The sequence below is a fragment of the Streptomyces sp. NPDC013187 genome, assembly GCF_042899705.1.
Lineage (GTDB): Bacteria > Actinomycetota > Actinomycetes > Streptomycetales > Streptomycetaceae > Streptomyces > Streptomyces hawaiiensis_A.
Map to the genome: position 1 here is coordinate 213,895 of NZ_JBIBAF010000006.1, position 14,204 is coordinate 228,098.

A 14,204-nucleotide genomic window follows, 5' to 3' on the forward strand; every position below is an offset into this window, starting at 1 on the left:
CTATCCCCGTCCTCAGCGGGCCGCAACCTCCGGCGTCAGCAATCTCCTGAGACATCCCAGGCATCTGGAACGTTCCGGGCCAAGACTCCCCTGTGAGATACCCAACTCCCCTGCGATTTCCCGGTATGTCAGGTCCTCCGGCGAGAGCAGGGCCTCCATCAGCCGTGGGCAGCGGCCCGGGAGGCGGCGCACGGCCTCGCGCAGGGCCCGGCCACGGGCCGCGGTGAGGGCGAGCTGTTCGGGGTCGCGGTCCCCGTCGTCGACCGGCTCACCGGCGTACGGCCGTTCGAGGCGGCTCGTTCGGCGGGTGCGGCGCACCTCGGAGCGCACGGCGCGGCGGAGCCACTGCTCGGGGTCGAGCGGCGGCCCTTCGGCGTCGAGCCGCTCCAGCAGACGGAGCCAGACCGCCTGCTCCAGGTCACCTGGTTCGGTTCCGGCGGAATATGCCTCGGCGGAGGCCTCGGCGGTGAGCAGCGGGCGCAGGGCGGTGACCAGGTCGTGCGTCATATGCGGAGCGACGCGGCCGCCCGGGCGGCGGGTTGCCCGGGCGGCGGAAGCTCACTCGACCGGGGGGTGTGAGCCCGGACGTTGACGCGGCTCAGCCGGTGAAGTCCTCGCGGGCCAGCAGACCGGTGTCGGGCTGGTCGGTGAAGACGCCGTCGATGCCCGTCGCGAAGTACGCCTGGTAGGCACCGAAGACATCACCGTAGGCGTCCGGGTCCGCGCCCTTGCGGAAGTCGGCAGGCAGGAAGGGATTCTCGTTGCGCATGGTGTAGGGGTGCAGGATGAGGCCCACCCTGTGCGCGTCGGAGACGAGCGTCGTCGGCTTGGTGAGCCTGCCCTGGGCGTCGCGCGGGACGACCAGGTCAAGGGTCGGGCCGATGCCCTGCGCGTAGGAGGCGATCTCCCTGAGACCGGCCGGCTTGACCAGGTCGGCGACCGTGCGCGGGTCGCCGGTCTCGACGAAGTCCCAGGGGCGGGAGGTCGCCGAGGACAGCAGGACGACCAGCGGGTTGTCGACGAGCTTGTGCAGGCGCTGGACGCTGGTCGGCTCGAAGGACTGGAGGATGACCGGGGAGGTGCGCCGGTCCTTGCGGTACTTGCCCAGCAGCTTGGCGACCCGCTCTTCCAGGGGCAGGCCCTGCTTGCGGAAGTAGGTGGGGTGCTTGAGCTCGGGATAGATCCACACCTGCTTGCCGCGCTTACGGGTCTGCTCGTCCTGCCACCTGAGGACCTCTTCGAAGGTGGGGATCTCCCAGCGGCCGTTGTAGAGCGTGTTGTGCGGGCGGTTGGCCGGGATGCGCTCGACCGCGCGCAGCGTCTTCAGCTCGGCGAGCGTGAAGTCCTCGGTGAACCAGCCGGTGGTGGAGACGCCGTCGAGCAGCTTGGTCTTCTTGCGGCCGGCGAACTCGGGGTGGTCGGCGACGTCCGTGGTGCCGCCGATCTCCGGCTCGTGACGGCAGACCAGGTGCCCGTCCCTGGTCGGCACCAGGTCGCCCGCCTCGACGATGTCGGCACCCAGATCGAGGGCCAGCTGATACGAACCGAAGGTGTGCTCGGGGCGGTAGCCGCTGGCGCCGCGGTGGCCGATGATCGTCGGCTTGGGCAGGCTCTTCACTCCGCCGTGTCCGCCGCCGTGCCGGGCGCTGTCGGCACGCGCCGTGCCGGTCATGCCGAGAACCGCTCCGCCGGCGCCGAGCACCGCCGCGCCGAGCAGGGACCGCCGTCCGGTACCACTCGTTTCTTCGTTCGACTCCCGCGTTCCCATGAGCGCCCTCTCTGCCGTTCGGCTCGTCCGTGCGCGCCGATCGTAGGGGCGCGTACATGACCAGTGGGAGACCTCGGGCGGAACACGCGGGTGACCTCGGATGTCGTAGTGGCTGGTGAGGAGGTCGAGTTGACGGTTCGTCGTGTCTGTTCGATTCGGCCGGGCCGTTCTGGGAACGCGTGGGGTGGGCTCCGGGGGGACGTGCGTCACAGCATGTCGGCCGCGTTTCGTATCGTGGGTGGTGTGCCACCGCAGGTAAACGCGCGTCAACAGTGCGTAAGGCCTCGGTGAAGTCGCCGCGCCCGATGTGCGCGATGGCCGGGGCCACGAGTATCGTCCTCACCTGCACAGACTCATACAGAACCCCTTGACACCGGAGGGTCCGTTGTCCCGCTTCGTGCTCATCAAGGCAGTGCTCGGCCCGATCATGCGCCTGATGTTCCGCCCACAGGTGGAGGGTGCGGAGCACATTCCCGGTGATGGCCCGGTCATCCTGGCCGGCAACCACCTGACGTTCATCGACTCGATGATCCTGCCGCTGGTCTGCGACCGTCAGGTCGTCTTCATCGGCAAGGACGAGTACGTCACCGGCAAGGGTCTCAAGGGCCGGCTGATGGCCTGGTTCTTCACCGGCGTCGGCATGATCCCGGTGGACCGGGACGGTGGGCGGGGCGGTGTCGCCGCGCTGATGACCGGGCGGCGCGTGCTGGAGGAGGGCCGCATGTTCGGCATCTACCCGGAGGGGACGCGGTCGCCCGACGGGCGGCTGTACCGGGGGCGGACGGGGATCGCCCGGCTGACCCTGATGACGGGTGCGCCCGTGGTGCCCTTCGCCATGATCGGCACGGACAAGCTGCAGCCGGGTGGGGCGGGGCTGCCCCGTCCGGGCAAGGTCACGGTGCGCTTCGGTGAGGCGATGGAGTTCTCCCGGTACGAGGGGATGGACCGGGACCGGTATGTGCTGCGGGCCGTGACGGACTCGGTGATGGCCGAGGTGATGCGGCTGTCCGGGCAGGAGTACGTGGACATGTACGCGAGCAAGGCGAAGGAAGCGGCGTAGGTTTCCCGGGGCGCGGACGGGGTCGGGCGGCCGGGGGCCGTCGGCGGCTGCGGGTCGCGCGGGCTTGTCGCGCAGTTCCCCGCGCCCCTGAAGGGCATGACCTCCAAGGCGTCGCTGGTGTGCAGCCCCGTGAGCGTGTCGCGCGGTTCCCCGCGCCCCTGAGGGCATGACCTCAAGGGCGTGGCCATGTGGAGCCCCGTGCCTGTGCGCGCAGTTCCCCGCGCCCCTCAGGGGCATGACTCAAGGGCGTGGCCATGTGGAGCCCCGTGCCTGTGCGCGCAGTTCCCCGCGCCCCTGAGGGCATGACCTCGAGGGCGTGGCGCTCATGCGTGTTGCGGTCCGTCGCCTTCCAGCTTCTGGCCTCGTAGCAGGAACCACGCCGCCACCGCCGCTGCCAGGAGGACCGCCGCGCCCGCGCCCGCTGCCAGGGCCAGGCCCTCGACGAAGGACGTGCGAGCCGCGTCGAGCATCGTGGCGGCGCTGTGGGCGGGCATGTGTGCCGCCGCCTCGGCGGCGCCGCCCAGCGACTCGTGGGCCGCGGGCGGTGTGCCCGCGGGGCCGGTGAAGTCGCGGTAGACGCCGGTGACGATGGAGCCCAGCGCGGCGATACCGAGCGCGGCGCCGAGTTCGTACGCCGTCTCGGACACGGCGGAGGCCGAACCCGCCTGCTCCTTGGGCACGCTGGAGAGGATGACGTCCGCCGTCACGGTGAACGAGAAGCCGGCGCCCACACCGACCACCAGCAGCGCGGTGCCGAGCAGCGGGTAGCCCGTGGACTGGTCGAGCACCGTGAGCGCGGCCAGAGCCACGCCTATCGCCGCGAGGCCGCCGGAGACCACGGCCCGCACCGAGAAGCGCCGGGCCACACGCCCCGCGACCAGCCCGGCCACCACCGCGCCGATCGCCGCGGGCAGCTCGGCCAGCCCGGCCTCGAACGGCCGCCTGCCCTGGACGAGTTGCAGATACTGGGACAGGAAGAACACCAGTCCGGACAGGCCGAGGATGGTCAGCAGATCGGCCAGCACCGCCCCGCTGAAGCCGCGGTGACGGAACAACCGCATGTCCAGCAGCGGCGTCGGCAGCCTGAGCTGACGGCGGACGAATCCGGACAGGGCGGCCGTGCCCAGCAGGCCCGCTGCCAGGGTGCTCCACCCGAAACCGTGGGTGGCGGCCTCCTTGATCGCGTACACCACACCGATCATGCCGACCAGCGACAGCACGACGCTGACCAGATCCCAGGGGCCGGGGTTCGATGTGCGCGACTCGGGCAGCAGCTTGATGCCGACGAGGACCAGGACGGCCATCACCGGCAGGTTGATCAGGAAGACCGAGCCCCACCAGAAGTGCTCCAGCAGGAACCCGCCGACGATCGGCCCGACCGCCGTACCGGCGGAGGCGGTGGCGCCCCAGATGCCGACGGCGAGGCTGCGTTCGCGCGGGTCGTGGAAGAGGTTGCGGATCAGGGCGAGGGTGGCCGGCATCAGGGTCGCACCGGCGACGCCGAGCAGCGCCCGCGCGACGATCATCATCTCGGGCGTGGTGGCGTAGGCGTTGACGACGGATATCGCGCCGAACGCCGTGGCACCGATCAGCAGGATCCGCTTGCGGCCGATCCGGTCGCCGAGGCTGCCCATGGAGACGAGCAGACCGGCGATGACGAACGAGTAGACGTCGCCGATCCACAGCAGCTGAGTGCCGGAGGGCTTCAGATCCTCGCTGATGTAGGGGGTCGCGAGGCCGAGGACGGTCGCGTCGACGGCCACCAGCAACACGGCGAGTACCAGGACACCGAGCGCGAGCCAGCGGCCCGGGCGCTCCACCGCCTCGGTGGTCTTCGCCGGCTGCAGGGTGCTGGTCATGATTCCTCTCTCCTGAGTGCGCCGCCGAGCAACAGCTCGACGATCATGTGCTGGAAGTCCTTGGGGGCGCCCTTGCCGCTGTGCACCATCCAGGCGCCGGAGGCCATCAGGCCGTACAGCGCCTCGGTGAGCCAGGCGGGCGTGAGGTCGATGCGGAATTCACCGCCGAGCTGGCCGCGCCGGAACAGGGCGGAGATGCGGTCGTCGATCGTGGCCCAGCCGGCGTTCTGCTCCTCGCCCTCGAACAGCTGGTTCTCGGTGTAGAGGAACGCGAGCAGTCCGGCGGCGGGCTCGATGGCCCCGACCAGTCGGCGTACGGCGTCGCTTGCCGAGCCCTCGTCGAGCCGGGCCTCGTCCAGGGCGGCTTCGCACTCGGCGATGCCGAGCGCCTCCAGCGCCCGGACGAGGGCGTCGCGTCCGGCGAAGTGCCGGTGCAGCGTGGCCCGGCTGATTCCGGCGGCCTTCGCGACCTCGTCCATGGTCGCGGTGGAATTGCGGGTCAGCAGGGCCGCGGCGGCGCGCAGCACGTGCTCAGGATCGACAGCCATGAGACAACCATAACCCAAATGAGACATCAATGTCTCACTCGGGGCATGCGTGACTCATGGCTGCCGTATCGGTGCAGCTGACGGGGTGATCAGTGCCAGGGCAGCTGCGCGCGCCGCTCCCAGTACGCCTGCGGGTCCTCCACCAGCGTGGCGAGGCGCTCGAGCTCGTCGTCGTCGAGGTCGACGACCGCCGCGTGCAGGTTCGAGGCGAGCTGGTTGGTGGTGGCCGCGCCGGACAGGACGACACCGGCCCAGGGCTGCCGCAGGATGACGGCCAGGGCGACGGCGTCGCAGCCCAGCCCGGTCCGCTCGGCGATCTCCCGCACGGCGTCCGGCGCATGGGGCCCGGCGAGCCGGCCGTTGGCCATGCCCTCCTTGACGATCACGGTGAGTCCGGCCTCGTGCGCCTCGGCGAGGGCCGGGCCGGCGGAGGTCTCCAGCGCGTTGTACGTGGACTGCACGGTGCGGAAGAGGGGTTCGCCGTCGACCGTCACGGCGAGGGCGGCGCGGATGGCGTCCGCCTGGGCGGGGCCGCTGGTGGAGAACCCGACGGTGAGGCCCTGCGCGGCGGCTTCCGCGAGCTTCGCGTGCAGTTCCTTGTCGGTCAGGGCCGGGCTGTCCGGGGTCACCGAGTGGATCTGATAGAGGTCGAGCCGGTCGCCGAGCAGCGTCTCGCTCTCCGCGCGCTGCCGTTCGTAGGTGGCGAGGGTGTGGTCCTTGACCTCGTGCTGCTCGGCGTCGGTGGACCAGCCGGCGGTGTAGGTGTAACCCCACTTGCTGCCCACGACGATGTCGCCGAAGGCCGGCCTGGCCTTGAGCCATTCGGCGAGGAACTCCTCGGAGCGGCCGTAGGAGCGGGCGGCGTCGAAGTAGCGGACGCCCTGGGCGTAGGCGGCGTCGAGGAGTTCGTGCGTGCGGGTGCGCAGCGTTTCGACGCTGCGGTCTTCTCCGAGGTCTTCGTCACGGCCGAGGTTGATGTAACCGGGGCGTCCTACGGCGGCGAGGCCCAGTCCGATGTGGCAGGTGGGGGTCGTTGCGGTTGCCAGTCGCGCGAAGGGCATCGCGGGCTCCGTTCGGTCGGGTCCGGTACGGCTTCCGACCAACGTACCCGCGATGACCTTCGACGCTCGCTCTCAGTGCTCGGTTCGAGCGGTGCTTCGGCGAGTGCGGGTGCGTCGTGGCTTGTCGCGCACCCGCCCGGCCCCTGGGGGCGACGCCCTCAGGCCTGCTTCTTGGCCACTGCCCACTCGTGCTGGGCCGCCACGTCGGCCTTGACCTCTGCCAGCTGGACGGCGACCGCGCTGGGGGCCGTGCCGCCCCTGCCGTTGCGGGAGGCGAGGGCGCCGGGGACGTTCAGGACCGTCCGCACCTCGGGGGTGAGGTGGGCGGAGATCTTGGCGAACTGTTCGTCGGTCAGGGCGTCCAGTTCCTTGTCCTCGGACTCGGCGACCTTCACGCACTCGCCCGCCACCTCGTGGGCCACGCGGAACGGCACGCCCTGCTTCACCAGCCACTCGGCGATGTCCGTGGCGAGGGAGAAGCCGGCCGGGGCCAGTTCCTCCATGCGCTCGCGGTGGACGGTGAGGGTGGCCATCATGCCGGTGAAGGCCGGGAGCAGGACCTCCAGCTGGTCGATGGAGTCGAAGACCGGCTCCTTGTCCTCCTGCAGGTCGCGGTTGTACGCGAGCGGGAGGGCCTTGAGCGTGGCCATCAGGCCCGTCAGGTTGCCGATCAGGCGGCCCGACTTGCCACGGGCCAGCTCCGCGATGTCCGGGTTCTTCTTCTGCGGCATGATCGACGAGCCGGTGGAGAACGCGTCGTGCAGGGTCACGAAGGAGAACTCCTTCGTGTTCCAGATGATGACCTCCTCGGCGATCCGGGAGAGGTTGACCCCGATCATCGCCGTGATGAACGCGAACTCGGCGACGAAGTCGCGGGAGGCCGTGCCGTCGATGGAGTTGCCGGCCGAGCCGTGCTCGAAGCCGAGGTCCTCGGCCACCGCCTCCGGGTCCAGCCCGAGGGAGGAGCCGGCGAGGGCGCCGGAGCCGTAGGGCGAGACCGCCGTGCGGGCGTCCCACTGGCGCAGCCGCTCCGCGTCCCGGGAGAGGGACTGGACGTGGGCCAGGACGTGGTGGGCGAACAGGACGGGCTGGGCGTGCTGGAGGTGCGTGCGACCGGGCATCGCCACGTCGGGGTGGGCCTCGGCGAGGCCGATCAGCGCGTCCTGGAGCTCGGCGATCAGGCCGCCGACGATCCGGGCGTGGTCCCGCAGGTACATGCGGAAGAGGGTCGCGACCTGGTCGTTGCGGGAGCGGCCCGCACGCAGCTTGCCGCCGAGGTCGGGGCCGAGGCGCTCCAGGAGGCCGCGCTCCAGCGCGGTGTGCACGTCCTCGTCGGCGATGGTGCCCACGAAGGAGCCGTCGGCGACGTCCGCCTCGAGCTGGTCGAGACCGGCGATCATGCGGGCCAGCTCGTCCTCGGTGAGCAGGCCCGCCTTGTGCAGCACGCGCGCGTGGGCACGGGAACCGGCGATGTCGTACGGCGCGAGCCGCCAGTCGAAGTGGACGGACGCGGACAGCTTCGCCAGGGCCTCGGCGGGACCGTCGGCGAAACGGCCGCCCCAGAGCCGGACGTCACCGTTGTTGCTGCTCACCTGCGCGCTCCTCAAGGGGGTGTGGATGTGCCTCACCGTCATGCATGAGTATGCAGACCTTTGCATGATTCGTCAATCCAGCGGGGCCGAGGGGCCGTTTCCGGTCACGTGAGAGGAATTTGAAGATCCTTTGAACGCGGGAAACCGCTTACCCGTACCTCTCGCCGAACGCAGGCGCCGCGTTACGACACCGACGACACCCCGACCCCCTAGTGAGGCATCCGCATGTCCAGGGCTCTTCCGAAGTACAACAAGCGTCGCGTCACGTTCATCGGCGGCGCCGCCGCGGTGGCGCTGTCCGGCACGGTGATCGCCGGCTTCGCCCTCGCCGGGGAGACGCCCGACAGCGGCGCCAAGAACGCCCGGACGCTGGCGGGTCCCGGCACCATCTCGTGCCCCGACGTCCGCTCCAAGCTCCCGGCGGTCCCCGCCTCCGCCAAGGCCGAGGTCGACCGCAACCTCACCCTGCTCAACACGCAGATCCAGGAAGCCAACAAGCGCCTGGTCGACACCGTGGGCCAGGGCGGCCCCAACTTCGTCCAGAACGCCATCCTCGGCCCCCTCAAGGACAAGCGCGTCGCGACCGTCAACCGCATCGCCACCGCCATCGGCCGGACCGCCGCCAAGCCCCAGGGCCTGGACTCCCTGGCCACCTGCAAGCTCAACGCCGCGGGCACCAACGCGGGCGGCGGCGCGGCCGGCAAGCCGCAGGCGGGCGGTAACGCGGGTAACGCCGGGAATGCGGGCAATGCCGGTAACGCGGGCAACGCAGGAAATGCCGGCAACGCAGGGAATGCCGGCAACGCCGCCGCCGGCACGATCACCTGCCCCGACGTCCGCTCCAAGCTCCCGGCCGTCCCCGCCTCCGCCAAGGCCGAGGTCGACCGCAACCTCGCCCTCCTCGACACCCAGATCCGGGAAGCCAACACCCGCCTGGTGAACACCGTGGGCCAGGGCGGCCCCAACTTCGTCCAGAACGCCATCCTCGGCCCCCTCAAGGACAAGCGCGTCTCGACCGTCAACCGCATCGCCACCGCCATCGGCCGGACCGCCGCCAAGCCCCAGGGCCTGGACTCCCTGGCCGCCTGCACACTCAACAAGTGAGGTGACAGGCGCTGTGGCCGCCCCGTGGGAGCGCCGGCCGGGGCGGCCACAGCAGACGTCCGCTTGCGGGGTCCGGCAGAGGTGACCGGACCCCGCATTTCCTTAGACCGTCGAAAGAACTGCGGCCATAATCGTTCGACATGGGAATGACTTATGAGCGCATAGACGGTCGGCTCCGCACCTTCATCGAGGCACAGCCGGTCTTCTTCACCGCCACCGCGCCCCTGGCCGCCGACGGCACCGTCAACCTCTCCCCCAAGGGCCTCACGGGCTCCTTCGCGGTGCTCGACGAGCTCACGGTGGCCTACCTCGACTTCGCCGGTTCCAACGCCGAGACCATCGCCCATCTGCGGGAGAACGGGCGGATCACCCTGATGTGGTGTGCCTTCCAGGGCCCGCCGAACATCGTCCGCGTGCACGGCAGAGGTGAGCCGGTCTTCCGCGACGACCCCCGTTTCCGGGAACTGCTCGCGCACTTTCCGGACATCGACCCGACGCAGCACGGACTGCGCGCGATCATCGTCGTCACCGCCGAGCTCGTCCGCGACACCTGCGGTTACGGGGTGCCCTTCATGGCGTACGAGGAGGACCGGGACCTGCACGGCAAGCGGTTCGCCCGGGAGGACGACGCCTCGCTCAGCGCTTACTTCAGCAAGAAGGAGCACATCGCCAGCAGCCTGGACGGACTACCCGGGCTGCCGTTGCCGCTGCCTCCCTCTACCGTCTGAGGCATGCACCCCGGTGCCGTCGCCCTCGCCGTCTCCTCCCTGATCGTGCTCGGCGCCGGTCCGGCCGCCCCCTCACCGCCGCTGCCGGCCCGCATGGCCCACACCGGCGGCGGCACCCAGCTGATCACCGCGGTGGCCCCGAAGCCGGCCTCGACGACGGGCACGGTCACCTGGTGGGACCGCGAGGACGGGCGCTGGGTGAAGAGGGGCTCCGCACCCGCCCGTTTCGGAGCGAACGGACTCGTCGCGGGCGCCACCCGCAAGCAGGGCACCAACACCACGCCCACCGGCCTCTACGGCCTGCCGTACGCCTTCGGCATCAAGGCCGCGCCACGCGGGACGGCGTACACCTACCGCCGGGTGCACCGGGATTCCTGGTGGTGCCAGGACAACGACTCCCGGTCCTACAACCGCTGGAGCGAGCCGCGTGCGGCCGACTGCCGGGCCGCGGAGTCCGAGCACCTGATCACCTACTCCGCGCAGTACGCGCACGCGCTCGTCATCGGCTTCAACTACGCCCGGCCCGTGCGGGGGCGCGGTGCGGGCATCTTCCTCCACGTCGACGGGCGGGGGGCGACGGCCGGTTGCGTCTCCGTGCCCGAGAAGGCGATGCGGCGGATCCTCGTGTGGGCCGACCCCGCCCGGCGGCCGCACATCGCCGTGGGCACGCGGAGCGGGAGCACGGCCGTCACCCGCCTGTGACGGGGAGGACCCGCGTGAGCGTGACCAGCGGTCACTCCCGTCCGCACGCGACTCGGTGCACGACTGAACACTCCTGCGTCGCGGTCCGTATCTGTGGGCCAAGGGTCAAGTCCCCACGGAGGAACCGTGACCACCACGCTCGCAGGCGGACGTGCCGCCCGCCGCCAGACGATGCGCCGCATCCGCCCGCGCCGCTCCCCGGCCGTTCCGCTGCTGATCGCCCTGTGGGCCGGTGCGGCGGCCGTGCTGTGGCTGTGGTGGGACAACACACCGTCCCTCGCGGACAACACGAGCAAGATCCTGGCCGCCGGCCGGATCACCGGTCTGCTCGCCGGCTACCTCATGGCGCTGGTGGTGCTCCAGATGGCCCGGGTGCCCGCGCTGGAGCGCCGGGTGGGCACCGACCGGGTCGCGCGCTGGCACGCCATGACCGGCCGTTACACGCTCTGTCTTGTGCTGGCCCACGTCTTCCTCACCATGTGGGGCTACGCGCTCCAGGCGGGCAAGGGGCTCGGCGACATCGTCCAGCAGACGACGGACTCCATCAACCAACTGCCGGACATGGGCAAGGCCGCCATCGGCACGGGCCTGCTGTTCCTCATCGGGATCCTGTCGATCGGCGGGGTGCGCCGCCTGATCGGCTACGACACCTGGTACCACGTGCATCTGCTCACGTACGCCTCGGTGTACATGACGTTCTGGCACCAGATCACGACCGGCAACGAGTTCGCCGTCGAGCCGGCCGCGAAGACCTTCTGGTACGGGCTCTACGGCGTGGTGACCGCGCTGGTCGTCTGGTACCGGATCCTCACCCCGATCCGGCTGAACCTGCGGCACCGCATGCGCGTCGCGGCCGTCATCGAGGAGACCCCGGGGATCGTGTCCGTGCTGATCAGCGGGCGCAAGCTGCACCGGATGGGCGCGGAGGCCGGGCACTTCTTCCGCTGGCGGTTCAAGGCGCCGGGCATGCGCTTCAGTTCGCACCCGTACTCGCTGTCGGCGGCTCCCCGCCCGGACATGCTGCGCATCACGGTCAAGGCGATCGGTGACCACACCTCCCGGCTGCGGGACCTCGAGCCCGGCACCAAGGTGTGGGCCGAGGGCCCGTACGGCGCGATGACCGCGCAGCGCCGCAGCCGCGGCAAGGTCCTGCTCGTCGCGGGCGGGGTCGGCATCACGCCGATGCGGGCGCTGTTCGAGACGCTGCCGGGCGCGTCCGGTGACATCACCCTGCTCTACCGGGCCAACACCACCCAGGACCTGGCGCTCTGGGGCGAACTCGCCAAGATCGCCGACGAGCGCGGCGCCCGGCTGATGTACGCGGTCAACAGTCCGGAAGGGGAACGCCCGGACATCTCCGCGGAGTCCCTCCAGCGGAAGATCCCGGACATCGACGACCACGACGTCTTCATGTGCGGGCCGCCCGGTTTCGCGCAGTCGGTCTACGAGGCACTGCGCGGAGCGGGAGTACCCGCCCGCCGCATCCATCACGAGTCGTTCGAGATGTGAGCGACGGGACACCAACGGCCCTTCAGGAGTTTGGGAAACGATGAGGAAGTCTCACCCCGTCCGGCGTGCCGTGCTCGCCGGCGCAGCCACCGTCTCCGGGATCGTGCTGCTGCTGTCCTTGAAGCCGGCCTCCGACCCGGGGTCCGCCCAGGCGGCGGGGCAGGCGCCGCCCGCGGCGGCCGGGCAGGCACCGCAGGGCGGCGTGAACGGCGCGGTCACCGGTGACGCGGCGCAGACGCAGTACGGCGCGGTGCAGGTCCGCCTGACCATGAGCAACGGCAAGATCACCCAGGCCGAGGCGGTCCAGGCCCCCAAGGGCGGCCGCAGCGACCAGATCACCGCCAGCTCGGTCCCCCGCCTCAACCAGGCGGCCGTGGCGGCGCAGAGCGCGGAGATCGACGCGGTCTCCGGGGCGACGTACACCAGCGCCGGCTACAAGAAGTCCCTCCAGTCGGCCCTGGACAAGGCCAAGGCGTCGGCCGGAGCGCAGCAGGGCTCGGGCGGTGCGCAGACGCTGACCGGCGATGTCGCTCAGACGCAGTACGGGCCGGTGCAGGTCCGCCTGACCATGAGCAACGGCAAGATCACACAGGCCGAGGCGGTCCAGGCCCCCAAGGGCGGCCGCAGCGACCAGATCACCGCCAGCTCGGTCCCCCGCCTCAACCAGGCGGCCGTGGCGGCCGGAACCGCGGACATCGACGCGGTGTCGGGCGCCACATACACCAGCGCCGGCTACAAGAAGTCGCTCCAGTCGGCGCTCGACAAGGCGCCGGCCGGGGGCGGTTCCTCGCAGGCGGCGGGGTCGGGCGGCGGCCAGGCGGCGGGGTCGGGCGGTGGCCAGGCGGCGACACAGACGCTGACCGGCAGCGTGGCGCAGACGCAGTACGGGCCGGTGCAGGTCCGGGTGACCGTCGCCGGGGGGAAGATCACCAAGGCCGAGGCGGTCCAGGCCCCCAAGGGCGGCCGCAGCGACCAGATCACCTCCTCCTCCGTCCCCCGCCTCAACCAGGCGGCCGTGGCGGCCGGAACCGCGGACATCGACGCGGTGTCGGGCGCCACGTACACCAGCGCCGGCTACAAGAAGTCCCTCCAGTCCGCGCTGGACCAGGCCGGTGGCTGACACGGTGGCCGACTCCGCACAGGCTCCCGCCGCGGTACGTCATGCCGAGGAGACGATGGGGACCGTCTTCTCCTTCGACGTCCGCGGCGGGGAACCGGCCGCCGTGCGCGCCGCCCTGGACGAGGCCGTCGCCGGGCTGCACCGGGTGGACGCGGTGTTCAGCACGTACCGCGAGGACAGCCAGATCTCGCGGCTGCAGCGCGGTGAGGTGACCGTCGCCCAGTGCGATCCCGAGGTCGCCGAGGTGCTGGAACTGGCCGCCGAGGCCGAGCGGCTGAGCGACGGCTGGTTCAGCACGTCGTATCAGGGCCGCCTCGATCCGACCGGCATCGTGAAGGGCTGGGCGGTCGAGCGGGCGGCGCGGCTGCTGGCGGACGTGCCCGGGGTGTGCGGGGTGAACCTGAACGGCGGCGGCGATGTGCAGTTGCTCGGGACACCGGGTGGGCAGCGGCCGTGGCGGGTGGGCGTGTCCGACCCGTTGCGTCCGGGGGGTCTCGCGGCGGTCGTCTCGGCGGCCGGGGCGGAGGAACTGTCCGTGGCCACGTCCGGGACGGCGGAGCGCGGAGACCACATCGTCGACCCCCGCACGGGGCGTTCCGCGGTGACCGACCTGGTCGCCGTGACGGTGGTGGGTCCCCGGCTGACGTGGGTGGACTGCTGGGCGACGGCCGCGTTCGCGATGGGCTCGCGGGAGGGCCTGGCGTGGCTGGAGTCCCTGCCGGATGTGGAAGCGCTGCTGATCACGGCCGGGGACGAGGTGCGGTGCACTGGGGGCTTGGCGGCGCGGCTGGGGTGAGTTGTGGCTGGGGGCGGGGGGTTTCGCAGCCCGGCGTAACGGGGTGCCGCCGCGCCCACCCGTGCCGCCCCAGCGGCACGACTGCCCGCAGCTGAGCCGACCCAGGGGCGCACGGACCTGCGCGACAAACCACAGCGCACCCGCACCCACCCACCATCGGCAGCCCTACGGCACGCATGCCTACAGCTGGGGCAGACGCCCTGAAGGGGCGCGGGGAACTGCGCGACAAGCCACAGCGCACCCGCACCCACCCACCACCGGCAGCCCTACGGCACGCATGCCCACAGCTGGGGCAGACCCCCTGAAGGGGCGCGGGGAACTGCGCGACAAGCCACAGCGCACCCGCACCCACCCACC

13 protein-coding genes are annotated in these 14,204 nt (G+C 71.2%); 7 read left to right on the plus strand and 6 right to left on the minus strand.

Annotated features, from left to right (window positions below; translation table 11 throughout):
- Positions 1–12: 12 nt before the first annotated feature.
- The gene (locus tag ACFY5B_RS14465; RefSeq protein ID WP_389968813.1) at positions 13–507 is read right to left on the minus strand and encodes an RNA polymerase sigma factor; all 495 of its coding nucleotides are present in this window, start codon (positions 505–507) and stop codon (positions 13–15) included.
- Between the two features lie 91 nt (positions 508–598).
- A complete protein-coding gene (locus ACFY5B_RS14470; RefSeq protein WP_389968815.1) occupies positions 599–1,768 on the minus strand; it encodes a glycerophosphodiester phosphodiesterase in 1,170 nt (389 codons plus the stop codon).
- Between the two features lie 385 nt (positions 1,769–2,153).
- On the opposite strand from ACFY5B_RS14470, the gene ACFY5B_RS14475 reads away from it, so the two are divergent.
- On the plus strand, positions 2,154–2,828 hold the full coding sequence (locus ACFY5B_RS14475) for a lysophospholipid acyltransferase family protein (RefSeq protein ID WP_344454500.1): 675 nt from the start codon (positions 2,154–2,156) through the stop codon (positions 2,826–2,828).
- Positions 2,829–3,151: 323 nt separating this feature from the next.
- On the opposite strand, the gene ACFY5B_RS14480 is transcribed toward ACFY5B_RS14475, so the two are convergent.
- The 4 genes from ACFY5B_RS14480 to argH all read right to left on the minus strand — a co-directional run bounded on the left by ACFY5B_RS14480 (position 3,152) and on the right by argH (position 7,888).
- Positions 3,152–4,687: an MFS transporter gene (locus ACFY5B_RS14480; protein ID WP_389968817.1), complete on the minus strand. Its 1,536-nt coding sequence runs from the start codon at positions 4,685–4,687 to the stop codon at positions 3,152–3,154.
- The gene (locus ACFY5B_RS14485) at positions 4,684–5,235 is read right to left on the minus strand and encodes a TetR/AcrR family transcriptional regulator (RefSeq protein ID WP_389968819.1); all 552 of its coding nucleotides are present in this window, start codon (positions 5,233–5,235) and stop codon (positions 4,684–4,686) included. The genes ACFY5B_RS14480 and ACFY5B_RS14485 overlap by 4 nt, the downstream gene beginning before the upstream one ends.
- Positions 5,236–5,324: 89 nt before the next feature.
- On the minus strand, positions 5,325–6,296 hold the full coding sequence (locus ACFY5B_RS14490; protein ID WP_389968821.1) for an aldo/keto reductase: 972 nt from the start codon (positions 6,294–6,296) through the stop codon (positions 5,325–5,327).
- Between the two features lie 158 nt (positions 6,297–6,454).
- Positions 6,455–7,888 (minus strand): argininosuccinate lyase, encoded by a 1,434-nt coding sequence (gene argH / locus ACFY5B_RS14495; protein ID WP_389968823.1) that lies wholly within the window; start codon positions 7,886–7,888, stop codon positions 6,455–6,457.
- A 225-nt stretch (positions 7,889–8,113) separates the two neighbouring features.
- Between argH and ACFY5B_RS14500 the strand changes: the two genes are divergently transcribed.
- The 6 genes from ACFY5B_RS14500 (at position 8,114) to ACFY5B_RS14525 (ending at position 13,847) form a co-directional block, all read left to right on the plus strand.
- The gene (locus ACFY5B_RS14500; protein WP_389968825.1) at positions 8,114–8,992 is read left to right on the plus strand and encodes a hypothetical protein; all 879 of its coding nucleotides are present in this window, start codon (positions 8,114–8,116) and stop codon (positions 8,990–8,992) included.
- Positions 8,993–9,132: 140 nt separating this feature from the next.
- Complete coding sequence (locus ACFY5B_RS14505) at positions 9,133–9,720, plus strand: pyridoxamine 5'-phosphate oxidase family protein (RefSeq protein WP_389968827.1); 588 nt, start codon at positions 9,133–9,135, stop codon at positions 9,718–9,720.
- 3 nt (positions 9,721–9,723) lie between these two features.
- Positions 9,724–10,422: a L,D-transpeptidase gene (locus tag ACFY5B_RS14510; RefSeq protein ID WP_389968829.1), complete on the plus strand. Its 699-nt coding sequence runs from the start codon at positions 9,724–9,726 to the stop codon at positions 10,420–10,422.
- Between the two features lie 126 nt (positions 10,423–10,548).
- Positions 10,549–11,931: a ferric reductase-like transmembrane domain-containing protein gene (locus ACFY5B_RS14515; RefSeq protein WP_389968831.1), complete on the plus strand. Its 1,383-nt coding sequence runs from the start codon at positions 10,549–10,551 to the stop codon at positions 11,929–11,931.
- Between the two features lie 40 nt (positions 11,932–11,971).
- On the plus strand, positions 11,972–13,051 hold the full coding sequence (locus ACFY5B_RS14520; protein WP_389968833.1) for an FMN-binding protein: 1,080 nt from the start codon (positions 11,972–11,974) through the stop codon (positions 13,049–13,051).
- The gene (locus ACFY5B_RS14525) at positions 13,044–13,847 is read left to right on the plus strand and encodes an FAD:protein FMN transferase (protein ID WP_389968835.1); all 804 of its coding nucleotides are present in this window, start codon (positions 13,044–13,046) and stop codon (positions 13,845–13,847) included. The genes ACFY5B_RS14520 and ACFY5B_RS14525 overlap by 8 nt, the downstream gene beginning before the upstream one ends.
- The last annotated feature ends 357 nt before the right edge of the window (positions 13,848–14,204 follow it).